The sequence below is a fragment of the Pseudomonas sp. MF4836 genome, from assembly GCF_002018875.1.
Taxonomy (GTDB): domain Bacteria; phylum Pseudomonadota; class Gammaproteobacteria; order Pseudomonadales; family Pseudomonadaceae; genus Aquipseudomonas.
Map to the genome: position 1 here is coordinate 340293 of NZ_MVOL01000001.1, position 22411 is coordinate 362703.

At 61.5% G+C, this 22411-nt stretch carries 24 protein-coding genes; 18 read left to right on the forward strand and 6 right to left on the reverse strand.

Annotated features, from left to right (window positions below):
* The first annotated feature begins 120 nt into the window (after positions 1-120).
* The 3 genes from MF4836_RS01640 to MF4836_RS01650 all read left to right on the forward strand — a co-directional run bounded on the left by MF4836_RS01640 (position 121) and on the right by MF4836_RS01650 (position 3536).
* Entirely contained in the window at positions 121-1422 is a 1302-nt protein-coding gene (locus tag MF4836_RS01640) for an NAD(P)/FAD-dependent oxidoreductase (RefSeq protein ID WP_078468795.1), read from the forward strand.
* Positions 1423-1469: 47 nt separating this feature from the next.
* On the forward strand, positions 1470-2570 hold the full coding sequence (locus tag MF4836_RS01645) for a polyamine ABC transporter substrate-binding protein (RefSeq protein ID WP_078468796.1): 1101 nt from the start codon (positions 1470-1472) through the stop codon (positions 2568-2570).
* A 177-nt stretch (positions 2571-2747) separates the two neighbouring features.
* Complete coding sequence (locus tag MF4836_RS01650; RefSeq protein ID WP_078468797.1) at positions 2748-3536, forward strand: hypothetical protein; 789 nt, start codon at positions 2748-2750, stop codon at positions 3534-3536.
* A gap of 71 nt (positions 3537-3607) precedes the next feature.
* Here MF4836_RS01650 and MF4836_RS01655 read toward each other — a convergent pair whose 3' ends face one another.
* Positions 3608-4606: a bile acid:sodium symporter family protein gene (locus tag MF4836_RS01655; protein WP_078468798.1), complete on the reverse strand. Its 999-nt coding sequence runs from the start codon at positions 4604-4606 to the stop codon at positions 3608-3610.
* An 85-nt stretch (positions 4607-4691) separates the two neighbouring features.
* Between MF4836_RS01655 and MF4836_RS01660 the strand changes: the two genes are divergently transcribed.
* Positions 4692-5480, forward strand: coding sequence for an AraC family transcriptional regulator (locus MF4836_RS01660; protein ID WP_078468799.1), 789 nt, complete (start codon positions 4692-4694; stop codon positions 5478-5480).
* Positions 5481-5574: 94 nt separating this feature from the next.
* Entirely contained in the window at positions 5575-5925 is a 351-nt protein-coding gene (locus MF4836_RS01665) for a hypothetical protein (protein WP_078468800.1), read from the forward strand.
* Between the two features lie 144 nt (positions 5926-6069).
* Here the strand turns inward: MF4836_RS01665 and MF4836_RS01670 are convergent, their stop codons facing one another.
* Positions 6070-6879 carry a hypothetical protein gene (locus MF4836_RS01670; protein ID WP_078468801.1) on the reverse strand — a complete coding sequence of 270 codons (810 nt, stop codon included), beginning with the start codon at positions 6877-6879 and terminating at the stop codon, positions 6070-6072.
* Positions 6880-6992: 113 nt separating this feature from the next.
* On the reverse strand, positions 6993-7472 hold the full coding sequence (locus MF4836_RS01675; protein ID WP_078468802.1) for an Lrp/AsnC family transcriptional regulator: 480 nt from the start codon (positions 7470-7472) through the stop codon (positions 6993-6995).
* A 134-nt stretch (positions 7473-7606) separates the two neighbouring features.
* Between MF4836_RS01675 and MF4836_RS01680 the strand changes: the two genes are divergently transcribed.
* The 5 genes from MF4836_RS01680 to MF4836_RS01700 all read left to right on the forward strand — a co-directional run bounded on the left by MF4836_RS01680 (position 7607) and on the right by MF4836_RS01700 (position 11251).
* The gene (locus MF4836_RS01680; protein WP_078468803.1) at positions 7607-8647 is read left to right on the forward strand and encodes a zinc-dependent alcohol dehydrogenase family protein; all 1041 of its coding nucleotides are present in this window, start codon (positions 7607-7609) and stop codon (positions 8645-8647) included.
* 125 nt (positions 8648-8772) lie between these two features.
* Positions 8773-9033, forward strand: coding sequence for a hypothetical protein (locus MF4836_RS01685; protein WP_078468804.1), 261 nt, complete (start codon positions 8773-8775; stop codon positions 9031-9033).
* On the forward strand, positions 9033-9266 hold the full coding sequence (locus MF4836_RS01690; protein WP_078468805.1) for a hypothetical protein: 234 nt from the start codon (positions 9033-9035) through the stop codon (positions 9264-9266). The genes MF4836_RS01685 and MF4836_RS01690 overlap by 1 nt, the downstream gene beginning before the upstream one ends.
* A 166-nt stretch (positions 9267-9432) precedes the next feature.
* Complete coding sequence (locus MF4836_RS01695) at positions 9433-10866, forward strand: RtcB family protein (RefSeq protein ID WP_078469137.1); 1434 nt, start codon at positions 9433-9435, stop codon at positions 10864-10866.
* 205 nt (positions 10867-11071) lie between these two features.
* Positions 11072-11251 (forward strand): hypothetical protein, encoded by a 180-nt coding sequence (locus MF4836_RS01700; protein WP_078468806.1) that lies wholly within the window; start codon positions 11072-11074, stop codon positions 11249-11251.
* Between the two features lie 413 nt (positions 11252-11664).
* Here MF4836_RS01700 and MF4836_RS01705 read toward each other — a convergent pair whose 3' ends face one another.
* A complete protein-coding gene (locus MF4836_RS01705; protein WP_078468807.1) occupies positions 11665-11937 on the reverse strand; it encodes a hypothetical protein in 273 nt (90 codons plus the stop codon).
* Positions 11938-12708: 771 nt separating this feature from the next.
* Between MF4836_RS01705 and MF4836_RS01710 the strand changes: the two genes are divergently transcribed.
* The 8 genes from MF4836_RS01710 to MF4836_RS01745 all read left to right on the forward strand — a co-directional run bounded on the left by MF4836_RS01710 (position 12709) and on the right by MF4836_RS01745 (position 19355).
* Entirely contained in the window at positions 12709-13557 is an 849-nt protein-coding gene (locus MF4836_RS01710; RefSeq protein WP_078468808.1) for a transporter substrate-binding domain-containing protein, read from the forward strand.
* 177 nt (positions 13558-13734) lie between these two features.
* Positions 13735-14397: an amino acid ABC transporter permease gene (locus MF4836_RS01715; RefSeq protein ID WP_078468809.1), complete on the forward strand. Its 663-nt coding sequence runs from the start codon at positions 13735-13737 to the stop codon at positions 14395-14397.
* 9 nt (positions 14398-14406) lie between these two features.
* Positions 14407-15069, forward strand: a complete 663-nt coding sequence (locus MF4836_RS01720; protein ID WP_078468810.1) for an amino acid ABC transporter permease — start codon at positions 14407-14409, stop codon at positions 15067-15069.
* Positions 15066-15863, forward strand: coding sequence for an amino acid ABC transporter ATP-binding protein (locus MF4836_RS01725; RefSeq protein WP_078468811.1), 798 nt, complete (start codon positions 15066-15068; stop codon positions 15861-15863). The genes MF4836_RS01720 and MF4836_RS01725 overlap by 4 nt, the downstream gene beginning before the upstream one ends.
* A 33-nt stretch (positions 15864-15896) precedes the next feature.
* Positions 15897-16283, forward strand: a complete 387-nt coding sequence (locus MF4836_RS01730) for a RidA family protein (RefSeq protein ID WP_020295176.1) — start codon at positions 15897-15899, stop codon at positions 16281-16283.
* 66 nt (positions 16284-16349) lie between these two features.
* Positions 16350-17114, forward strand: coding sequence for an IclR family transcriptional regulator (locus tag MF4836_RS01735; RefSeq protein WP_078468812.1), 765 nt, complete (start codon positions 16350-16352; stop codon positions 17112-17114).
* A gap of 47 nt (positions 17115-17161) precedes the next feature.
* Positions 17162-18379, forward strand: coding sequence for an amino acid deaminase (locus MF4836_RS01740; protein WP_078468813.1), 1218 nt, complete (start codon positions 17162-17164; stop codon positions 18377-18379).
* Positions 18380-18446: 67 nt separating this feature from the next.
* Positions 18447-19355: a sugar kinase gene (locus MF4836_RS01745; RefSeq protein WP_078468814.1), complete on the forward strand. Its 909-nt coding sequence runs from the start codon at positions 18447-18449 to the stop codon at positions 19353-19355.
* A 53-nt stretch (positions 19356-19408) separates the two neighbouring features.
* On the opposite strand, the gene MF4836_RS01750 is transcribed toward MF4836_RS01745, so the two are convergent.
* Positions 19409-19684 (reverse strand): peptidylprolyl isomerase, encoded by a 276-nt coding sequence (locus tag MF4836_RS01750; protein WP_008369722.1) that lies wholly within the window; start codon positions 19682-19684, stop codon positions 19409-19411.
* 52 nt (positions 19685-19736) lie between these two features.
* Positions 19737-22274: a PAS domain-containing hybrid sensor histidine kinase/response regulator gene (locus tag MF4836_RS01755; RefSeq protein WP_078468815.1), complete on the reverse strand. Its 2538-nt coding sequence runs from the start codon at positions 22272-22274 to the stop codon at positions 19737-19739.
* Positions 22275-22411 lie beyond the last annotated feature (137 nt).

Genomic DNA, 22411 nt, shown 5'->3' on the forward strand with positions numbered 1-22411 from the left:
AACGTTCGAAACCGGGCGCTGATCTCCATAGATTGTAGGCATTGGATTGTAGGTATTCAGCGCAAGCGGGGGCGGCGTAACGATTCCCCTGGCGCATCGATTCTGAAGGAGTGGCAGGCATTGAACAATGTATGTGGCTGGATTGCCCTGGCAGGTGAGTCGCCCCAGCGGCCGACGCTGGCGGGCTCGCAGAAAACCGACTGGCTGATTATCGGCGGCGGCATCACTGGGCTCTCGGCGGCCCACAGCCTGGCGCAGATGTTCCCCCAGCAGCGCATCGTGCTGGTCGAGCGTCAGCGCGTGGCCCAGGGCGCCTCGGCCCGCAACTCCGGGTTTGTAGTCAGCCACGAACTGCCCGGTGCCAGCGAGCTGCTGGGCCAGCCCGGTCACGCCGGCTACCAGTTGGCCTCGCGTATCGGCGTTGCTGCCGGCCTTGAAGTGCGCCAGCGGATTGCCGAGTTGGGCATCGACTGTGAGCTCAGCAACGCCGGCTACCACTTTGCCGTGCATCAACCCCAGCGCCTGGAGCATGCCCAGCAGTGCGTGGCCACCCTCAACGCAGTCGGGGCCCAGGCCAGCGTGCTGGAGGGCGCGGCGTTGCAGCAGCGGCTGGGCAGCGCCTTTTACCAGCGGGCGATCCATTGCGGCGGCGGCAACGGCCTGTTGCAGCCGGCCAAGTACGTCAAAGGCCTGCTGGACAGCCTGCCGAACCAGGTCGAGGTATTTGAGAACAGCGCCATCGATGACCTGCAACCGTTGCCCGGCCGCGGCTGGAAAGCGCGCAGCGCCGAGGGCGAAATCGAGGCCGCACAAGTGCTGGTCTGCGTCGGCGCCTTCTTGCCCCGGGTTGGCCTGCGTCGCAGCCAGACCTTTGCCCTGGAACTGAGCGCGAGCATTACCCGGCCCTTGACCGAAGAGCCCTGGCAAACCCTGTTCGACGACCAGGGTTGGGGCGTGCTCTCGACCCTGCCGGGCGGGGCCACGGTGCGCCTGTTGCCGGGCCGGCGGCTGCTGATGCGCAACACCGTGGAGTATCGCCAGCGCGACCTCGACCGTGTGGAGTTGGCAGATCGCCGGCAGCAGCATTTGCACGGCTTGCAACGCCGCTTCCCGGGGATCGTGGCCGAGGATCTGCAGCACACCTGGACCGGGCACCTGAGTGCCACGCGCTCTGGCGAACCGTATTTCGGGCGTATCGCCGAGCGTTTGCACGGAGTCTCCGGCTGCAACGGCTCCGGTGTGGCGCGCGGCACCTTGTGGGGTCGATTGCTGGCGCAGATGGCCGCCGGGGGCGACTCCCAGGTGCTGCGCGATGTGTTGTCCCAGGCCCGGCCCGGCTACCTGCCGCCCAAGCCGTTTTTTGATATCGGCGCGGCGCTGCGCATGGGCTGGGAAGTCAGGCGCGCGCAAAACGAACGTTAACCGTCGCGGCGAGGTTCGCCGCAACAATAAAAAAGAGAGGCGGCAACATGCACAATCGCATACCCACAGCGTGGTTCACCCCGGCCCTGGTCCTGGCCTTGTCGGTCGGTTCGGTACAGGCGGCAGAGTCTGTGCGCATCGCCAACTGGAGCGGCTACATCGCCCCCGACACCCTGGCCAACTTCACCCGCCAGACCGGGATTCAGACCACCTACGACGTGATCGACAGCAACGAGACCACTGAAGCCAAGTTGATGACCGGCGGCAGCGGTTACGACCTGGTCAGCCCGTCCAACCACTTTCTGCCGCGGTTGATCCAAGCCGGGGCGATCCAGGAGCTGGACAAGAGCAAGTTGCCGAACTGGAACAACCTCGACCCCAAACTGATGAAGATCCTCGAGGCCAGCGACCCCGGCAACCGCTACGCGATCCCTTACATGTGGGTCACGGTGGGCATCGGCTACAACGTCGACAAGATCAAGGCGATCTTCGGCAACACCGACATCACCCAGTCCTGGCAGATGCTGTTCAAGCCGGAAAACATCGAGAAGCTCAAGCAGTGCGGGGTGGCCTTTCTCGATAACCCGACGCAGATGGTGCCCATCACCCTCAACAGCCTGGGCCTGGATCCCACCAGCGAACAACCGGCCGACCTGAGGCGCGCCGAGCAGGCGTTGCTGGCCATCCGGCCGTCGATCTTGTACTTCCACCAGTCCAAGTACGTCAGCGACCTGGCCAACGGCAATATCTGCGTCGCCATCGGCTTCAGCGGCGATGTGCTGCAAGCCATGGCGACCGCCAAACAGGCTAATAACGGGGTCAACCTGGGGTACAGCATTCCCCGGGAAGGCTCGACCGTGGCCGTGGACATGGTCGCCATCCCGAAAAACGCCCCGCACCTGGACAACGCCTACACCTACATGAACTACCTGTTGGACCCGAAAGTGATTGCCACTATCAGCAACGCCGTGCAGTACGCCAATGGCAACGCGGCGTCCCTGCCATACATCGAGCCCGGGCTGCGCAACAACCCGGCGGCCTATCCCGAACCGTCGGTGCTCGAGACCCTGTTCACCATCAAGACCATGTCACCCGCCGGCATGCGCTTGAGCACCCGGTTGTGGACACGGATCACCAGTGGTACGTGATCGGGCTTCGCAGCAAAGGGGGAGCAGGGCGGGGTAAAAACTGCGGGCTAAAGCGGACAAAGACGCATTCGTGTGTTATCAAGCCGCGCTTGTCGTAAGCGTTGAGCGACTGGCGCGGCGTCAGCCCATCACCCCCTGTCTTTGTCTGTGAGTCTCAAGCAAATGGAATGCTCCCCGTTGTCCACCCGTTCCCCGTTGATCATGGCGACCCTCGCCGCCGGCCTGCTGGCGCTTGGCGGCTGCCAGAAACCGACCCCAGCCGAAGCCGCCGCCATTGAGGCGGTGGACCGGCAGCAGGTGGACCAGGGCTTTATCGAAGCATTTAGCCAGGTGCTCTATCGCAATGCCCTGGGAGCCAACCAGCAAGGGCTGATCGGGGCGGTGGACATGCACATGACCCTCAATGCGCAAAACCGTGTGCTGGCGTGCACGGCGCGGCCCAGCACCCACTACCTCATCGCCGATAAACGCAGTGACGCAGGGCTGCTCAAACTGGCGACCGAGCTGTGCTGGAACACCCTTCTCCCCGGGGTCTCGCCGCAGGTGTTCAAGGACGCCGACGACACCCAGGTCATCGTTGCGCCTTTGGTTTTTCCATCCCTGGATGCGTTGTCGATTGAGCAGAAGCAGCGCCAGGCGGTGCGCGTGAGCCTGTACCAGCAGATGCGCTTCCTGCGCGAGCAACTGGTGGCCCGGCAGAGCGTGGAGGGGGTCGGGGTGGCCAGTTTCCGCTATGTCGCCAATGCCCAGGGTCAGGTGCAGGAGTGCCAGGTGAGGCTGGAACCGAGCCCCTATCGCCCCGGCGAATTCAAACCTGATAGCGCCCTGCAGCAGCGCCTCGCCAGCCAGTGCCAACAACTGGACCTGCGGCAGATGCCCGGCTTCGCCACCGGCCCCGAGGGCCTGGCGCAAGGCTTCGTTTCCGTGGACTACAGCCCGTGGATGAATGGCGCCAGGGCCAACTGACACACACTGCTGACGCTGTAGCCGCGGCCTCGCAGGCTCGGCAGCGGCTACAGGTCAGCAGGGGTAGGCGATTACGGGTCGACCTGGGCCATCAGCTCGGGGATGGATTCCGGGCGTTTGGCGTAGCGCTGGGCCAGCACCGCGCAGACCATCAGCTGGATCTGGTGAAACAGCATCAGCGGCAGGATCAGCACGCCGATGGTGCTGCCGGCGAACAGTACCTGGGCCATGGGCACACCGGTGGCCAGGCTCTTTTTCGAACCGCAGAACAAAATGGTGATGCGGTCTTCCTGGTTAAAGCCGAACGCCTTGCTCAGCACGCTGGACGCCACCAGCACCAGCGCCAGCAGAATGCAGCAGACCACCACCAGCCCCCCCAGCTCCCACAGCGGGATCTGATGCCAGATGCCTTCATTCACCGCTTCGCTGAACGCGCCGTAGACCACCAGCAAAATCGACCCCTGGTCGACAAACTTCAGCCAGTTCTTGTTGCGGCCAACCCAGGCGCCGATCCAGCGGCGGGCAATCTGCCCGAGGATAAACGGCAGCAGCAATTGCAGGCTGATCTTGAGGATCGCATCCAGGGTCGAGCCGTCTTCACCGTGCACATTCAGCAGCAGGGTCACCAGCAACGGGGTCAGGAAAATCCCGAACAGGCTGGACGCCGCCGCGCTGCAGATCGCCGCCGGAATATTGCCCCGGGCCAGGGAGGTGAAGGCAATCGCCGACTGCACCGTGGCGGGCAGGGCGCACAGGTAGAGCATGCCCATGTACAGGTCGTTGCCGATCAGCGGCGACAGCAACGGCTTGAGCGCCAGGCCCAGCAGCGGGAACAGGATAAAGGTCAGGCTGAACACCAGCAGGTGCAGGCGCCAATGGCCGGCGCCGGCGATGATCGCCTCTCGCGAGAGCTTGGCGCCATGCAGGAAAAACAACAGGGCAATGGCGGCGTTGGTCAGCCAGCCAAAGCCCACGGCCACCTGGCCGCTGGCGGGCAGGAAACTGGCGAGCAGCACCACGCCGATCAGGGTCAAGGTGAAATTGTCGGGCAAAAGACGTGAGCGAGTCATAGCGGGATCATCCGGGGGTTGCCAAGAGCGATTGCGCGACTCTAACGTGACGGCTGTTTGCCGACTAACGCCAATGAGCCAGTTAATGCCGCCTAAAGGACATGAAAAGATCGTCCGGCGCAGTATCCCCGGTCTTCCCAGCCTGCCTCGACCGGTTTACGGCCGCACCGAATCACTGCCCAATCGCGCCCTGACCCGGCGCCACAGCCACCCCTGGGTGCAATTGTCGTACGCCATCGCCGGGGTGCTGGAGGTGCAGACCAGTGCCGGACGCTTCATTGCGCCGCCCCAGCGCGCGGTGTGGATCCCCGCCGGCATGCCGCACAAGGTGTTCAGCTCGCCGCGGACCGAAATGCGCAGCCTGTACCTGGATTGCAGCGTCACCGCCTGGGCGCCCGATGCCTGCCAGGTACTGGCGGTCAGCAGCCTGCTGCGCGAGCTGATCCGCAGCTTCAGCCAGTTGCCGGTGGAGTACGCCGAAGACGGCGCCGACGGGCGCCTGGCCCAGGTGCTGCTGGACCAATTGGCCGCCGCGCCGCAGCTCGACCTGATGCTGCCGCTGCCCCACGACCCGCGCCTGCGGCAGATCTACCGCAGCCTGCAACTGCACCCCGAACAGGCCACCACCCTGGGCCAGTGGAGCCAGAAACTCGGGGTCGCGGAAAAAACCCTCAGCCGCCTGTTCGTGCACGACACCGGCCTGACCTTCCGCGCCTGGCGCCAGCGCCTGCGCCTGCTCGGCGCCCTGACCCCGCTGGAGCAGGGCGAGCGTGTGACCGATGTGGCGCTGGCCTGCGGCTATGACTCGACCTCGGCGTTTATTGCCGCGTTTCGTCAGCAGTTTGATTCCACGCCAGGGGAGTTTTTTCGCTAACGCCTGAGCGACCCTTCCTTAATAGTGTTTGGCTTGCGGCCGGCAGCGGATAAGATCCGAGCCTGACTTTTCAAGGATCGAAGCCGGTGGGCCCATGACCGACAAAAAGACACCGCCTCAGCAGCCGCGATTGTTCCCGGTCCACAGCAAACACATGACCCTGGAGTTCGACGCCTACGACAGCGAACTCAGGTGTACGGTCTGCGCCTACCTGGTCGAGGAACTGGGGTTTGAGCGAAGAGGTGAGCGTGTCGATGGCTGGGACGAGGGCATCTCGCCGTCTTTCGTGCGTGACGGCCTGGAACTCCAGGCGGGCTGGAGCCATTGGGCCGATGGTGACTACCTGCTTGCGGTCTGCCCCCATGGCGATCAGTTGCTGCACGACATACTCGCGGCGATTCGCCCGGATCTGAGTTTTCACCCGCGACGCGGGGAGGGCCACTGATGACCTATCAATTGCACAGGGACCGCGCGGCGAAAGCGGGCATCTGTTGGAACGGCGAGATGAAATTTCCGCCGGGGCAGGGGTTGGAGCAGCCAAGATGATAGTTGAATAGCCTTCGCTATTACGCGAAGGCTATCCCGGTTGCTATTTCGGGTTATTTTCGTTCAGCAGTTGACTGCCCGCTGGTACTTTATCCTTGAAATCTTCCATAGACATTCTTAGAGGAGGGCCTTTGGGTTTTTCGGCGGCTTCCGCGGGGGCGGAAGGCGCAGGTGCGGGTTGCTGGTCGTTTTGGCTAGTCACTGGCGAAGGCTCCGTGGTTGGTTTTGCGTTGGCAGGGTTGCACTGTAGATGAGTTAAAGATTTTAGTTCAAGCGCCAATCTCTTATCTTCTATCAGCATGTTCTTTCTGGGCGATGATGCATCAAGATCCAGTACTAAAAATAACAAGCTTGCTATTGCAAGTGGTAAGGCTCCTATCAGTAGCCATTTGAAAGAAGTGTAAAGATCTTTATTTCTCTTTTCATTGGTTAACGTATTCTTGGTGGCTGCTTCTTTGTATGAGTTGGCAATGTACTCTTCTATATCATTATTTAAGTTGATTGAAGAGTCGGGGAGTGTGCTTTTTTTATAATAGTCTTTCAGGTTCTGGATATGGGCGCCTATATCATTTGCAGAGGCAATATGGTGCACTGGATTATGCCAATAAGCTTTGATCAATAGATAAATTGCCGCGCTGGAAGCAAAAATGGAAAGAGTGAAGAAGATTAAAAATAAGGCCAGCTCTTGTGGTCTGCTCTCATAGTCCAGTGTCCTGAGCATGTAACTGAAGGCGGTATAAGTAATGACCACAAGTGCGAAATTTAACTGTATTCGGTTGGTGATTTTGTCCTTTCTCTCCAGTTCGTAAAAGTAGAGGGTTTCGTACAGTGTTAGTGTCTCAGCGTTGTTCATGTTGCAACAAGTCCGTTTGATGAAGGTTGATGGCTATATGCTATAGCTCGTGGCGAAATTCAGCTAGATAAACACATGGTGTTTTTCAGTCTCCAAGCCGCGGTGAATAACCTTCACCCCGCCGCCAAATGGCTCAGGGGCAGGATATTGGTCACCTTTATTTCCCGCAGGGAAATATTCGAGCAGATGCTCAGTACCCCGGGCAGTTTTCTCAGGACCTGTTCCACGAAGCGGCTGTAGTCGTCCAGGTCCCGGGCCACCACTTGCAACAGAAAGTCGGCCGCGCCGGTGGTGTTGTGGCAGGCCAGCACGTTGGGGCAGGCGCGGATGATGTTCTCGAACTCGGCGGTGACCTCTTCCCCATGCTGGGTGCAGGCAATCTGCACAAAGGCCATGACCCCCATGCCGAGCTTTCGCCGATTGAGCACCGCCTGGTAGCCCTCGATCACCCCGGCGTCTTCCAGGCGTTTCTGCCGGCGCCAGCAGGAGGCTTCGCTCATGCCCAGATGCTCGGCCAGTTTGGCGTTGGACAGTTTGCCGTCCTGCTGCAGGCGGTCGGCGATGGCGGCGTCCTGCTTGTCGAATTTTTCCACCTGCAAGATCCTTTCAGTCAGTGCTGGAGATCTGTAAGGCTATTTCGGATTTTTCAGTTATTCAAGACCAAATAGAAAGGTAAATTCATCGATCGTCTTCATACTGATGAAATGTTTCAGATAAGGAGCAGTTCATGAAAGCAGTGGTCTTCGAAGCATTCTCCGCGCCGCCCACCGTCCAGACCGTGGCCGACCCTACCCCCGAAAATCACGGGGTGGTGGTCAAGGTCATGGCCACCGGCGTGTGCCGCAGCGACTGGCACGGCTGGGTCGGGCATGACACCGATATCGAATTGCCCCACGTGCCTGGGCATGAACTGGCCGGGATCGTCGAGGCGGTCGGCAAGGACGTGACCCGCTGGAAAGTCGGCGACCGCATCACCGTGCCCTTTGTCGGCGGTTGCGGTGCCTGCCCGGAATGCAGCGCCGGCCAGCACCAGGTGTGCGATCGGCAGTTTCAGCCGGGTTTTACCCACTGGGGCTCGTTCGCCGAATACGTGTCGCTGCATCAGGCCGATATCAACCTGGTGGCGTTGCCCGAGAGCCTCGACTTCACCACTGCCGCGAGCCTGGGTTGCCGCTTCGTCACCTCGTTCCGCGCGGTGGTCGACCAGGGCCAGACCCGCGCCGGGCAATGGGTCGCGGTCCACGGCTGCGGCGGCGTGGGGCTGTCGGCAGTAATGATTGCCAGCGCCATCGGCGCCAACGTCGTGGCCATCGACATCGCCGAAGACAAGCTTGAACTGGCCCGCAGCCTGGGCGCGGTGGCCACCGTCAACGCCAGCCGCGTGGCGAATGTGGTGGAGGCGGTCAGGGATATCACCCAGGGCGGTGCCCATGTGTCGCTGGATGCCCTGGGCCACCCCACAACCTGCTTCAACTCCATCAGCAACCTGCGCAAGCGGGGCAAGCACGTGCAAGTCGGGCTGATGCTCGGCGAACACAGCACACCGATCATCCCCATGAGCACGGTGATCGCCAAAGAACTGGAAATCCTCGGCAGCCACGGCATGCAGGCGCACCGCTATGACGCGATGTTCGCCATGATGCAGTCCGGCAAACTGGCACCGCAGAAGCTGATTGGCCGCACCATCAGCCTGGAACAGTCGATCGAGGCATTGATGAATATGGACAAGTTCGAGGTGGCGGGGGTGACGGTGGTCAATAGCTTTTAAGGCAGAGGCCGCCGCGCTTGCCACCACCGGTTGGATGAGGGGCAGGTGGTGGCGGCGTTTGCCATGGGTAAGCGCGAGCGTGGTAGGGTTTTGCAGATTCACCGGCTTAAGCGAGGCAGGCAGTTATGTTCACCCCCGAATTTGTTTCGCAGGAGCGCGGCGAATACATACTCGTCGCCAATCACAGCCTGGAAACCTCCCAGAGCGTTGACTTGAGTATCAAGTACAACCGGGCACGCATCCTGTTCTCGCGTCAGCATTTGCCTCAGAACTTGAAGGTTTGCAGGCTTGTTTATGACATTCGCGGGCAGTCGGTCGCCGTATCGGACCTCGACAGAATTGTGGGAAGCCTGTCGTCAATGTGCCAGGTGGAGTTCAAGCGCTGATGGGTATTCAGATCATTATCAAGTCCAACGACTTGGGCCGTATCCGCGCGGCGCTGAATAGGTTTGCGCCAGGTTGTGAAGTGTTTCCGATTGATGATGACTCTTGTGGTGTATCGATCCCGAGCCAAGTGCTGGAGGCCCACGGCGAACCCGCTCTCCAGGTCACGCTGGCCGCTTTTGAGTATTTTGATCTGTGGGCGGGCCGTTGGCAGAAGCCCAAGACAATTCTGTAGCCGCTGCCGTAAAATCCCCGGTGCATACTCAAAAGTCTGCCAGCCAGTCTTTACATCAAGCCCCCAATTCCTCATCATCCGCGCCGTCTAAGTTTCGCTGCTGACCAGACAATTCCAGCCACCAATCGGGTGGTTGTTTTGTTGCGTCCAAGAAAAGCAGTTGAAAATGACCAAGAGTCCTCTGAAAAGAATTCAGCACAAGCTCGCCCGTTCCGGGGTGGCCATCGAACGCCTGAATTCCAATTCCCTCTCTATCTCGTCCACCAATGCCGCCGGGCTCAAGGTGGATTTGCTGCTGCCTGACAGCTTTGCCATCGAAGAAAAAGCCATCCTGCAACTGATGGATTTCGCCAAGGTGGCTCACCCCCATGGCGGCGAAGTGAAGTGTGCCTGCGCCACGCCGGACTTCCACACCGGCAGCCCGATTCCGGTTGGCAGCGTGATTGTCACCAGCCACGACCTGGTGGTGCCGCAAGCCATTGGCACCGACATCAATTGCGGCATGCGCCTGCACAAACTGGGGCTGAACTACGAGCAGTTCATGGCGCAGAAAGCCAAGTGGACCGCCCTGGTGCGTGGCGATCTGCTGGAAGGCACGCGGAATATCCCCACCAGCCCGACGGCCATGAGTGCGCTGTTTGCTTCGGGGTTGGGAGATTTCTGGGCCCAGGTGCAGCAGCAGGACCCGATCGGGCTGTTTGCCGGGGCGGACTTTGGCCAACTGCAGCGTGAGCTTTCGGGCCTGCATGAGTCGTCCTTTGCCCGCGGCAGCACCGACTATGCGCCCGAGGCCCTGCAGGACCTTTCGCGCAAAATCCTCCGCGACCCAGGGCTGGGTTCCCTGGGCGGCGGCAATCACTTTGTCGAGATCCAGGTGGTCACCGAGCTGGTGGATCGCCAGGCATGCTTCGCCCAGGGCCTGTCCGTGGGGCAGGTGGTGATGATGATTCACACCGGTTCCCGTGATGTTGGCTTCTATGTAGGCCGGCGCTGGATGGACAAGGCCAAGGCCCTGTGGCCGACGGGGATCAAGCATCCCGACTCGAAGATCTTCGCCCTGTTTGGCGAGATGGCCGATGAGTACCTGCTGGCCATGCACAGCGCCGCCCACTACGCCGACGCCAACCGCGCGCTGATCGCCGAGATGGTGCGCCAGCGCACCCGGCAGGTGTTTGGCGCCGGCATCGAGGCGCCGCTGATTGTCGATGTGCCGCACAACATTGTGCTGCGCGAAGAGGGCGGCAACGTCCACCGCAAGGGCGCGACGCCGGCCTATGCAGGGCAGCCGCTGCTGATTCCGGGGAGCATGGGGCATGATTCCTACCTGCTCACCGGGTTGGGCAATGAGCGCTGGTTGCGCTCGGCCAGCCATGGCGCCGGGCGCTCCATGTCGCGCAGCGAAGTGGTGTTCAAGGCCAAGAAGGACAAGGCCTTCCTCGGCCTGAATGGGGTGGAGTGCATCACTACCAAGGAGGAGCGGATGATCGAGGAAGCACCGGGGGCCTACAAGGAGATTGGCCAGGTGATTCAGTCCCAGGTGGAAGAGGGGACGGTGTCGGTGATGGCGCGGTTTTCGCCGATTCTGACGTTCAAGGCGTAAGGATGCGGGGCCCTTGGGGTCGGGTTGAAACGATGCATTCAAGGAGGGCCGCAGTTGTGGGTGTGAATGCCCGTTTTATGCGGGTGCAACGCTGAGGGGTTGCGGATTTGCCGTTCGGGGGTGTGGCCGATACATTGTCGCCCCCCGGCCTGTTCGTTCTGAGCGGTGCGGTTGAAGTTTTCTGTGGAAGGGATGTCATCAGATCGTGAAGCTGTTTAAGAAAGTTGTTTGGTTTGTGTTGTGTATTGCATCTGGGCTGACGATGGGGGCTGGGCTTTATCAGTTCATGCTGCCTAAGGGGGATCCGAGCCTGGCGTTGATGCTGGTGTTGATTGCGCTTATTTCTGGGTTTTATCTGCGGCCGCAAAAACCGAGGCGGCTGTAGGCGCTGCCGCAGGCTGCGCTGGCCGGCTCAAACGCCGTAGATATCCCTGATGAAATGGTGCTTGGCGAAGTTTGTTGGGGTGGGGGTATATCCATTGCTGCGGTAACGGCCGCTTAGGGTTTCGCCCTTACGGCGAGTCCCTTTTGTCAAACGCCACAAAAGGAACCAAAAAGTCTCGCCCCGAGCGTACGGCCCTCGCTGCGCTCGGGTTCCCTCGTTCCGGCGTCCCTCAGGGGGCATCGCTTCCAGCGACGTCTTCGACTGCGTCGAAGGGCGCTGCGCGCCAATCCCCTGATGAACACCTCCACTCGGCCTGCCGAAGGGGCGGGTGGATCAAGATCAAAAGCAGGATCAAAAGCCAGAGCCAGAGCCAGAGCACAGCATGTGCAATGGCTTTGGCTTGGCGCTACGGGTTAACGCTGTGGTAGGTCCATCGCTTTTTGTTCTGCCACGCGCAACACGTCGCATCCGTCCTGCAACAACAGGGTTGCCACGTTGGAGAAGCGCATCAGGTCGAGGTCGTCGGCGTTGCGGCTGGTCATGTTGGAGACGCTGTCGAGCATGTCGCGGGCGGCGCGGATGCGCAGGCCGGCGTAGTTCAGCAGATCAAGCAGGGGGGCTTGAGGGTTGATAAAGGCGACGGGGTGGTCGGTGGTGTTGGAAGAAGTGAAAGGTTGGTAATCCATATCAGTGACGCTCCATAACTTAGGTAGCTACCACCAATCGCGGCCAAGCGAAGCAGGGTGGCAACTGTACGCGGGTTGGCCGACCGGGCCTAAGCATCCCGGCACACCCGAAGGTGTCCCACGCACAGTCGCCATAACACGAACGTGCGAGCGCAAAAAAAGCGCTTGCCTTGTTATGGGGAGCGCCTGTGCGCTTAGGATGCTGACGGCCAAGTCAGGTCGCTGAATTTGCAGCGACGGGTCGGACTATAGGGCGATCCAGTGAGTCAGGCAAGGTTATAGGGCGTTGGGTTGTTCAGTTTTGTGCTGAGAATTGTTGCCAGCTATTGGAATTAATGAGGCCCTACTAATGCCAGTCAGTTAAGGGCAAGCACTGTCATTGTGGAGAGGGAGCTTGCTCCCGCTGGGCCGCGCAGCGGACCCAAAAAGGGGACTGCTACGCTCCGGAGCGCCGGCCGGTCCCACGGGAGCAAGCTCCCTCACCACAGGTTATGTTTCGTTCGCTCTAAAGCGTAACTGATCGGCATTTGGGCTCCCCCGCCGCACCATTTTGTGTGCTGCCGAATCACTTTTCGTACCTTTGCGTATCACTCCCGCTCACTCCGTTTGTAACGCCCAAACCCGCGCTGTCCCCATCCCCTTGATTCCCTTCAATTTCCCCATCCCCCTGTCATCCCTTCCCATCCCATGGCACACTTCCTGCTGTCTATTCCGTTGTTACATACCATATTCCGGTATAGCGGAATAAACACCATCCTTGGAGTGCTTGTCATGCATCGCGGACTTTCCTTGTTTAAAGCGTGTGTGTTGCTTGCTGTGTCGTTGGCTGGGGCTGTGGGGGTTACGCAGGCGGCGGACGTTAAGTTGGATTCGGTGCTCAAGCGTGGGCATTTGATTGTCGGGACGGGCAGTACCAATGCGCCGTGGCACTTTCAGGGGGCGGACGGGAAGTTGCAGGGGTTCGATATTGATATCGCCAGGATGGTGGCCAAGGGGTTGTTCAATGACCCGAGCAAGGTGGAGTTTGTGGTGCAGTCGTCTGATGCGCGGATTCCCAATCTGCTGACGGATAAGGTCGATATGAGCTGTCAGTTCATTACGGTCACCGCCAGCCGCGCGCAGCAGGTGGCGTTTACCTTGCCGTATTACCGCGAAGGGGTGGGGCTGCTGTTGCCGGCTAACAGCAAGTACAAGGAGATCGATGACCTCAAGGCCGGCGGTGATGGGGTGACGGTGGCGGTGTTGCAGAACGTGTATGCCGAGGAGTTGGTGCACCAGGCGTTGCCCAAGGCCAAGGTTGATCAGTACGACAGTGTCGATTTGATGTATCAGGCGGTGAACTCGGGGCGGGCCGATGCGGCGGCCACCGATCAGTCGTCGGTGAAGTATTTGATGGTGCAGAACCCCGGGCGTTATCGCAGCCCGGCCTATGCCTGGAGCCCGCAAACCTATGCCTGTGCGGTCAAGCGTGGGGATCAGGACTGGTTGAATTTCGTCAATACCACGTTGCACGAGGCGATGACCGGGGTTGAGTTCCCGACCTACGCGGCGTCGTTCAAGCAGTGGTTCGGTGTGGATCTGCCAACGCCCGAAATTGGTTTCCCCGTCGAATTCAAATGAAACCGACTGCGCTCAGAAATACGGCGTTGAAAACGGGATCGCACTGCTCATTGACTGACGTCAACTCCGCTTGCTCACCCGTTTTCGCCTTGTCTTTCTTTCGCTCGCTACGTTTTCACACACACATTGCTGAGTGGGGCGCCCCTCGAAAGCGCCCTGCTCAAGGTGGTGCCGACCATGAATTATCAGTTGAACTTTGCCGCCGTGTGGCGCGATTTCGACACCTTGCTGGCGGGGCTCGGTTTGGGCTTGCAGCTGGCGCTGGTGTCGATCGCCATCGGTTGTGTGATCGGCCTGGTGATGGCTTTTGCCTTGTTGAGCAGGCATCGGGCGTTGCGGGTGTTGGCCTCGGTGTATGTGACGGTGATCCGCAATACGCCGATTCTGGTGCTGATTCTGTTGATCTATTTCGCCCTGCCGAGCCTGGGGATTCGCCTGGATAAGGTGCCGTCGTTCATCGTCACCTTGTCGCTGTACGCGGGGGCGTATCTGACCGAGGTGTTTCGCGCCGGGCTGTTGAGTATTCCCAAGGGCCAGCGCGAGGCGGGTTTGGCCATTGGCCTGGGGGAGTGGCAGGTGCGGGCCTATGTGACGGTGCCGGTGATGTTGCGCAATGTGTTGCCGGCGCTGTCCAACAACTTTATTTCGCTGTTCAAGGACACTTCTCTGGCCGCCGCCATCGCCGTGCCGGAGCTGACCTATTACGCGCGCAAGATCAACGTTGAAAGCTACCGGGTGATTGAAACCTGGATGGTGACCACGGCGTTGTATGTGGCGGCCTGTTACTTCATTGCCTTGCTGTTGCGCCATCTGGAGCAGCGGTTGGCGATCCGTCGCTAGGAGCCCGATATGTATCAAGCACCCAGTTGGTGGCATGAATTGTGGTTGGCCCGCGAGACGCTGTGGGCGGGGTTTCAGACCAGTGTCGGCTGTTCGGCCCTGGCGATTTTGTTCGGCACCCTGATCGGGGTGTTGGCCGGGCTGGTACTGACCTATGGCCGGTGGTGGATGCGGGCGCCGTTTCGGCTGTATGTGGACCTGATCCGCGGCACGCCGGTGTTTGTGCTGGTGCTGGCGTGCTTTTACATGGCGCCGGCCCTGGGTTGGCAGATCGGTGCGTTCGAGGCCGGGGCCCTGGGCCTGACGCTGTTTTGCGGCTCCCACGTGGCGGAGATTGTGCGCGGTGCGTTGCAGGCGATTCCCCGGGGGCAGATGGAGGCGAGCCAGGCCATTGGCCTGACGTTCAAACAGGCGCTGGCCTACGTGCTGTTGCCCCAGGCGCTGCGGCAGATTCTGCCGACCTGGGTCAACTCCTCGACGGAGATCGTCAAGGCTTCGACCCTGCTTTCGGTGATCGGCGTCGCCGAGTTGTTGCTCAGCACCCAGCAGATCATCGCGCGCACCTTTATGACCCTGGAGTTTTACCTGTTCGCCGGTTTGCTGTTTTTTCTTATCAACTACGGCATCGAACTCTTCGGCCGGACCATTGAAAAACGGGTGGCCTTGCCATGACTCACGCTCACGTTTCCCTGCCAGCCGGCCAGCAGCCGTTGCTGAGCATTCGTAACTTGCACAAGCAATACGGCGCGGTGGAGGTGCTCAAGGGCGTCGACCTGGAGATGCCACGGGGCAATGTGGTGACCCTGATCGGCTCCAGCGGCTCGGGCAAGACCACGTTGCTGCGCTGCGTGAATATGCTGGAGGAATTCCAGGGCGGGCAGATTCTGCTCGACGGCGAATCCATCGGCTACCACCAGGTTGACGGCAAACGCCTGCGCCACCCGGAGAAGGTGATTGCCCAGCATCGGGCGATGACCGGGATGGCCTTTCAGCAGTTCAACCTGTTCCCTCATCTGACCGCGTTGCAGAACGTGACCCTGGGCCTGATCAAGGTCAAGAAGCTGGCCAAGGACGAGGCCGTGGCCCTCGCGGAAAAATGGCTGGAGCGGGTCGGGCTGCTGGAGCGCCGCGATCACTTTCCCGGGCAGTTGTCCGGCGGCCAGCAGCAGCGCGTGGCCATCGCCCGAGCCATTGCCATGAACCCGAGCCTGATGCTGTTCGACGAGGTGACCTCGGCCCTGGACCCGGAGTTGGTGGCCGAGGTGCTGAACGTGATCAAGGGCCTGGCGGACGAGGGCATGACCATGTTGCTGGTGACCCACGAAATGCGCTTTGCGTTCGAGGTTTCGGACCAGATTGTGTTTATGAACCAGGGCCGCATCGAGGAGCAGGGCCCGCCCAAAGAACTCTTCGAGCGCCCGCAGTCACCGCGCCTGGCGGAGTTTTTGAAGAACACCCGTTTCTGATTTTCAACTGCCTTTCAAACAGGAGAAGTACCCATGAGCATTACTCGTTACGGCACCGGCAGCACCGCTGGAGGCGGTCAGCCTCGTCCTTTCGCCCGCGCCGTGGAGGCCGATGGCTGGCTGCACGTGTCGGGGCAGGTGCCGGCCCTGGACGGTGAGATCATCACCGGCGGGATCGTCGAGCAAACCCGGCAGACCATGCGCAACCTGGTGGCGATCCTGGAGGAGGCCGGGTACGGCCTGGAGGACGTGGTGCGGGTTGGCGTGTGGCTGGAGGATCCGCGGGATTTCTGGAGTTTCAACAAGGTGTTTGGCGAGTATTTCAAGCCCGAACATGCACCGGCCCGGGCCTGCGTGCAGGCCAATATGATGGTGGATTGCAAGGTCGAGATTGATTGCGTTGCTTACAAGAAGCGCTAAGTGCTCTGCCACACGTGGCAAGTGAGGATAGAGTGAGCGACCAATTTCCAGGGGAATGCCAGATAGATGACTGAAGACACCATCAAGCGCCGGGCCAAGGGCCTGGATCGGGCGTTCGATATTCTTGATTTCCTCAAGGAGATCGGCCAGCCGTTGCGCCCCAACGATATCGCCAACGGCATCGGCAGCCCCAAGTCCACGGTCTACGAGCTGGTGGCGTCCTTGCTGGAGCGGCGGATTCTGGAACCGGTGGGCAAGGATGGGCATGTGTACCTGGGCCGCCAGTTGTACTTTCTCGGCCAGGCCCATTTGCGCCATTTCGACCTGAGCCGCGAGGCCGATCAGGCCTTGCAGGAAATCGTCAGCCAGACCCGTGAAACCGCGCAGATGTGCCTGCTCAATGGGCGCAAATACACCGTGGCGCTGATGAAGGAGGGCGAGCGGCATTTCCGTATTTCCTCGGACATCGGCGAGAACGCGCCGATTCCCTGGACCGCGTCCGGGCGGCTGCTGCTGGGGCATTTGAGCGATGCGCAGATTGTCGATCTGATCGATGAGCGGGATTTCATTCTGCCCGACGGTGAACGCCTGCCCCTGGAGACGTTCCTCCAGCAAATCCGCCAGGCCACCGAGGAGGGGTTCTTTTCCTTCGACAGCGTGGCCGACACCTTCACCCACTGCTTTGCCGCGCCGGTACGGGATGAGCGCGGGGTGTGCATCTGTACGTTGTGCATCGTCGCGCCGCGGGCCGACGCCCAGACCCATTACCAGGAATACCGCCGGGTGCTGATCGACAGCGCCAACCGTCTGGCTCGGCGTATCAACGATTAATGCTGTCCTGCGGCTGTGCGCAGCCGCCTTGAATAAGGAGTGCCAACATGTCTTCCGTTTTTGATCTGCCGCTGGTGGAAAAGGGTGCCGCTGCCAAGGGCGCGAGTCTGTTGCAGGACGTCAGCCTGCCGGCCCTGGTGCTGCACCGCGAGGCCCTGGAACACAACATCCGCTGGATGCAGAAGTTCGTCAGCGACAGCGGCGCCGAGCTCGCGCCCCATGGCAAGACCAGCATGATGCCGGGCTTGTTCCAGCGTCAGCTGGAAGCCGGCGCCTGGGGCATCACCCTGGCCACCGCCACCCAGACCCGTGCCGCCTACGCCCATGGCGTGCGTCGGGTGTTGATGGCTAACCAGCTGGTAGGCGCGCCGAACATGGCGCTGATCGCCGAGCTGCTGACGGACCCGGATTTCGACTTTTATTGCATGGTGGATCACCCGGACAGCGTGGCCGACCTGGGGGCGTTTTTCGCCCAGCGCGGGGCAAAGCTCAAGGTGATGATCGAGTACGGCGTGGTCGGCGGGCGTTGCGGCTGCCGCAGCGAGCAGGAGGTGCTGGATCTGGCCCGGGCGATCCAGGCGCAGCCGGCCCTGGCCCTGTGCGGGATCGAAGGTTATGAAGGGGTGATCCATGGCGATCAGGCCATCAGTGGTATTCGCCAGTTCGCGGATTCGCTGGTGCGCCTGGCGGTGGACCTGCACAACGACGGATTGTTCGCCATCGAGCGGCCGATCATCACCGCCTCGGGTTCGGCTTGGTACGACCTGATTGCCGAATCCTTCGAGACTCACAACGCCAAGGGGCGTTTCCTCAGTGTGCTGCGCCCGGGCAGTTATGTGGCCCATGACCACGGCATCTATAAAGACGCGCAGTGCTGCGTGCTGGATCGGCGCAGTGACCTGGAGGAAGGCCTGCGCCCGGCCATGGAGGTCTGGGCCCATGTGCAGTCGCTGCCGGAGCCGGGCTTTGCCGTGGTGGCCCTGGGCAAACGCGATGTAGCTTATGACGCCGGCCTGCCGGTGCCACTGCGGCGTTATCGCGCCGGGGCCGAGGCCAGCGCCGGGGATGATGTGGGGGCATGCAAGGTCACGGCGGTGATGGATCAGCATGCGTTTCTCACTGTGGCGCCGGGGGTGGAGCTGCGGATTGGCGACATCATTTCCTTCGGCACTTCCCACCCCTGTTTGACCTTCGATAAATGGCGCACCGGGTTGCTGGTAGATGAGCGCCTGCGAGTGATCGAGAGTCTGGACACCTGCTTCTAGGAGCGGACGGCAACGGTGCGCTCCCTCGGGGCGCACCCTTATCACTTCGGGCGCAGAGGTCCCAAGCATGAACCCAACCCCCCGCATCGCCTGCATCGGCGAATGCATGATCGAGTTGCAACAACGCCACGACGGCAGCCTGCAACAGAGCTTTGGCGGCGATACCTTGAACAGCGCGGTGTACCTGTCCCGGGAGTTGTACGGCCAGGGGCGGGTGGATTACGTCACCGCCCTGGGCGATGACAGTTTCAGTGAGGCCATGTGCCGCAGTTGGGCTGCCGAGGGTATTGGCCTGGAGCGGGTGCAGCGCCTGCCTGGGCGCTTGCCCGGCCTGTACTGCATCCAGACCGATGCCCAGGGCGAGCGACGCTTTTTGTATTGGCGCAATGAGGCGGCGGTACGCGATTGCTTCACCACCCCGGCGGCGGCGCCGATTCTTGCGGCGTTGCCGGGCTATGACGTGCTGTATTTCAGTGGCATCACCCTGGCGGTGCTGGGGTCGGTGGGGCGCGAGAAATTGCTGGAGGTATTGATCGAGGCGCGTCAGCGGGGGGCGCGGATTGTCTTCGACAACAACTACCGGCCGCGGTTATGGGCGTCGGTCGAGCAGGCCCGGGCGGCGTACCGTGGGGTGTTGCAGCACGTGGACCTGGCGCTGTTGACCCTGGATGACGAGCAGGCGTTGTTTGGGTTTGCCGACAGTGCGGCGGTGTTTGCGGCGTACGCCGATTGTGCGGAAGTGGTGCTCAAGCGCGGCGCCGAACCTTGCCTGATCCGCTGCGCCGGGGAATCTTTCGAGGTGCCAGGGCAGCGGGTGGAAAAGGTTGTGGACACCACGGCAGCAGGGGATTCGTTCAGCGCCGCGTACCTGGCCAGGCGCCTGTTGGGCGGCAGCCCGCTGCAGGCTGCTGAGGCAGGGCACCGCCTGGCCAGCCAGGTCATCCAGTTCCCCGGCGCCCTGATCCCGCGAAATTAACCTTGTAGCCGCAGCCTTCGGCAGCGGCTACAGGTTTGCAGGGGCTACAGGGGTCAGTCGCGGTAGAAGACTTGCACCAGGTGGTAGCCGAATTTGCTTTTGATGGGGCCGTGCACGGTGCGCAGGGGCTTTTTGAAGATGACCTGGTCGATGGCGCCGACCATCTGCCCAGGCCGTACTTCGCCCAGGTCGCCGCCGCGTTTGCCGGAGGGGCAGGTGGAGAACTTCTTGGCCAGCACATCGAAGGCTTCGCCCTTGGCGATGCGTTGCTTGAGTTGCTCGGCCTCTTCGGCAGTTTTCACCAGGATATGGCGGGCTTGGGCTTTCATCGGGCAGTTACCTTGGAACGGTGCGGACGGCGGCCGCGGATTATGCCTGAAATCAACCGGGCTGACTGATCATCTGGCGAATCTTCTGGGCCAGGTCGTCGATGGAAAACGGCTTGGCCATCAGGTCCATGCCAGCTTCGAGAAAGCCCTGGCGCTCGGCGGCCTTTTCCGCGTAACCGGTCATAAACAGCACTTTGAGCTGCGGCCGCTGTTGCCGCGCGATCTCCGCCAACTGGCGGCCATTCATCCCCGGCAGGCCGACGTCGGTCACCAGCAGGTCAACGCGGATCGGCGACTCCAGCAGCGGCAGCGCGCTCTTGGCGTCTTCGGCCTCGAACGCGGTGTAGCCCAGTTCCCCAAGCACATTGAGTACCAGCATGCGCACTGCCGGGTCGTCCTCGACCACCACCACGGTTTCGCCGGCCATGGCGCAGGGGGCCTCGCCGTTGCCGTCGGTTACCGGTTTTTCCTCGGGGGCGGCATACAGCCGAGGCAGGTACAGGCGCACGCTGGTGCCCTGGTTGGGTTCGCTGGTGATGGTCACGTGGCCGCCCGACTGCTGGGCAAAGCCATAGATCATCGACAGCCCCAGGCCCGTGCCCTGACCAATGGGTTTGGTGGTGAAAAACGGATCGAAAGCCTTGGCCAGCACGCGCGGGCTCATGCCGGCACCGTTGTCGCTGACGCCGAGCATCACGTAGTCGCCGGCCTTGACCGGCTCCAGGGTGCGGATGTCGCTGCCGTCGAGGTAGCTGTTGGCGGTTTCGATCAGCAGCTCGCCGCCGTGGGGCATGGCGTCGCGGGCGTTGATCACCAGGTTCAGCAGGGCGTTTTCCAGCTGGCTGGCATCGGTGTTGACCGGCCACACACCCTCGCCCAGCGCCAGCTTGAGCTCGATGTGCTCGCCCTTGGTGTGGTTGAACAGCTCTTGTAGTGACTGCACCAGCTGGTTCGGGTCCAGGGGCTGGCGGTCCAGGGACTGGCGCCGGGAGAACGCCAGCAAGCGATGGGTGACGGCGGCGGCGCGCTTGGCCGAGGACACCGCGGCTTCGGTAAAACGGCCGATCTCGGCGCTGCGGCCGTTGTCGATATAGCGCTGCATCAGGTCGAGGCTGCCGATGATGCCGGTCAGCATATTGTTGAAGTCATGGGCGATGCCGCCGGTGAGTTGACCCACGGCTTCCATCTTCTGCGCGTGGCGCAACGCTTCTTCGGCGCGCTCGCGTTCGAACATCTCGCTCTGCAAGCGCTGGTTGGCGGTGGCCAGGGCCTGGGTGCGTTCGTTGACACGCTCTTCAAGGGTCTCGTTGAGGTTGCGCAGAGCCTCTTCGGTTTGCCGACGCTCGGTCTCGTCGATCACGAAAATATAAAACCCGTTGATCGCCCCATCGGCGCTGTAGCGCGGCAGGTATTTCATCAGTGCATGCCGTGGGCGGCCGTCGCGATGAGGCGAGTCGGCCTCGAAGCTGCAGGGGGTACCCGTGAGCGCGGCGCTGATCTGCTCGACGCGGGTGGCGTAGATCTCGTCGCCGATCACCTCGCGGATGCTCTTGCCGTACAGCTCTTGCGGGGTCAGGCCGTACCAGTCGAGGTAGGCGCTGTTGTTCAGGCGAAAGCGTTCGTCGCGGTCGACGTAGCCGATCAGCACCGGCATGGCGTTGATGATCAGTTGCAGTTCGGTCTGGCTCTGGCGCAGCGCCTGTTCCATCTGCTTGCGTTCGGTAAGGTCCAGGGCGGCACCGAGAAAACGCGTCGGCCGACCGTGGTGGTCCTTGTAGCAACGGCCCCGGGCAAACACCCAGCGCACCTGACCGTCGGCCAGTTGCAGGCGGTATTCCTCGGCGTATTCGGTGCCGTGGGTGATGCAGTGCTTGATGCTGCGCGCCACCATACCGCGGTCTTCGGGGTGCACGCCGTTGAGGTAGTCGCTGATGGGCAATTGTCCGGCCTGCAACGGATCGATGCTGTGCAACTGGGCGAAGTGCGCATCGGCGATAAAGCGGTCGTCACCGATGTTCCAGTCCCAGGTGCCCACCGTGTCGGTGGCGGCCAGGGCCAGTTGCAGGCGCTCTTCGGTTTCGTGCTGGGCCTTGAGGCTGGCCTCGGAGCGCTGCTTGAGTTCGAGGGCGATGCGCCGGCGTTCGCTGGTTTCGATGGCGGTGATCAGCACCCCGGCCACTTCGCCGCGCTCGTCGCGGATCGGGCTGTAGGTCAGGTCGAGCCACAGGTCGGACTCGCGACCGCCGTTTTGCAGGGTAAAGCGTTGTTCATTGAAGCTGCGCACCTGGCCCTTGAGTACGGCGCTGTAGATGGGCGCGGTGAACTCCTTGAGCTCCGGCCAGGCCAGGTTCACCGGTTTGCCGAAGGCCTGGGGGTGCTTGTTGCCCGCCAGCAGGGCAAAGCCGTCGTTGTAGATTTGCGTCAGTTGTTCGCCCCACAGCAGCATCATCGGCATCGGCGAGTGGATCACGATGTCCACTGCGGTGCGCAGGCTTTGCGGCCATTGGCCGGCTGCCCCCAGGGGGGTGGTGGTCCAGTCCAGCCGAGCAATCAGGGTTTCGGCTTCGCGGGCATTGGGGGAGACGTTCATGTCAGGGATCCTGGGGTGAAGCTTGATTCTAGAGCCGTGTCAGCAGAGGCATGCAAACAGTAGACGGCTGGCACTTCAAAAAGTCCCATGCTTGGGGATTTCTATTCAAACGAAGGGGCTCGGTGCCGGTGAGAGGC

Excerpts from the sequence above, each read along its gene's own strand:
- MF4836_RS01665 (WP_078468800.1), top strand. The coding sequence starts at position 5,575 with ATGACCGACAAAAAGACACCGCCTCAGCAGCCGCGATTGTTCCCGGTC.
- MF4836_RS01715 (WP_078468809.1), top strand. The coding sequence starts at position 13,735 with ATGAATTATCAGTTGAACTTTGCCGCCGTGTGGCGCGATTTCGACACC.
- MF4836_RS01750 (WP_008369722.1), bottom strand. The coding sequence starts at position 19,684 with ATGAAAGCCCAAGCCCGCCATATCCTGGTGAAAACTGCCGAAGAGGCC.
- MF4836_RS01690 (WP_078468805.1), top strand. The coding sequence starts at position 9,033 with ATGGGTATTCAGATCATTATCAAGTCCAACGACTTGGGCCGTATCCGC.
- MF4836_RS01710 (WP_078468808.1), top strand. The coding sequence starts at position 12,709 with ATGCATCGCGGACTTTCCTTGTTTAAAGCGTGTGTGTTGCTTGCTGTG.
- MF4836_RS01745 (WP_078468814.1), top strand. The coding sequence starts at position 18,447 with ATGAACCCAACCCCCCGCATCGCCTGCATCGGCGAATGCATGATCGAG.
- MF4836_RS01735 (WP_078468812.1), top strand. The coding sequence starts at position 16,350 with ATGACTGAAGACACCATCAAGCGCCGGGCCAAGGGCCTGGATCGGGCG.
- MF4836_RS01655 (WP_078468798.1), bottom strand. The coding sequence starts at position 4,606 with ATGACTCGCTCACGTCTTTTGCCCGACAATTTCACCTTGACCCTGATC.
- MF4836_RS01670 (WP_078468801.1), bottom strand. The coding sequence starts at position 6,879 with ATGAACAACGCTGAGACACTAACACTGTACGAAACCCTCTACTTTTAC.
- MF4836_RS01720 (WP_078468810.1), top strand. The coding sequence starts at position 14,407 with ATGTATCAAGCACCCAGTTGGTGGCATGAATTGTGGTTGGCCCGCGAG.
- MF4836_RS01645 (WP_078468796.1), top strand. The coding sequence starts at position 1,470 with ATGCACAATCGCATACCCACAGCGTGGTTCACCCCGGCCCTGGTCCTG.
- MF4836_RS01730 (WP_020295176.1), top strand. The coding sequence starts at position 15,897 with ATGAGCATTACTCGTTACGGCACCGGCAGCACCGCTGGAGGCGGTCAG.
- MF4836_RS01680 (WP_078468803.1), top strand. The coding sequence starts at position 7,607 with ATGAAAGCAGTGGTCTTCGAAGCATTCTCCGCGCCGCCCACCGTCCAG.
- MF4836_RS01725 (WP_078468811.1), top strand. The coding sequence starts at position 15,066 with ATGACTCACGCTCACGTTTCCCTGCCAGCCGGCCAGCAGCCGTTGCTG.
- MF4836_RS01755 (WP_078468815.1), bottom strand. The coding sequence starts at position 22,274 with ATGAACGTCTCCCCCAATGCCCGCGAAGCCGAAACCCTGATTGCTCGG.
- MF4836_RS01695 (WP_078469137.1), top strand. The coding sequence starts at position 9,433 with ATGACCAAGAGTCCTCTGAAAAGAATTCAGCACAAGCTCGCCCGTTCC.
- MF4836_RS01740 (WP_078468813.1), top strand. The coding sequence starts at position 17,162 with ATGTCTTCCGTTTTTGATCTGCCGCTGGTGGAAAAGGGTGCCGCTGCC.
- MF4836_RS01685 (WP_078468804.1), top strand. The coding sequence starts at position 8,773 with ATGTTCACCCCCGAATTTGTTTCGCAGGAGCGCGGCGAATACATACTC.
- MF4836_RS01660 (WP_078468799.1), top strand. The coding sequence starts at position 4,692 with ATGCCGCCTAAAGGACATGAAAAGATCGTCCGGCGCAGTATCCCCGGT.
- MF4836_RS01705 (WP_078468807.1), bottom strand. The coding sequence starts at position 11,937 with ATGGATTACCAACCTTTCACTTCTTCCAACACCACCGACCACCCCGTC.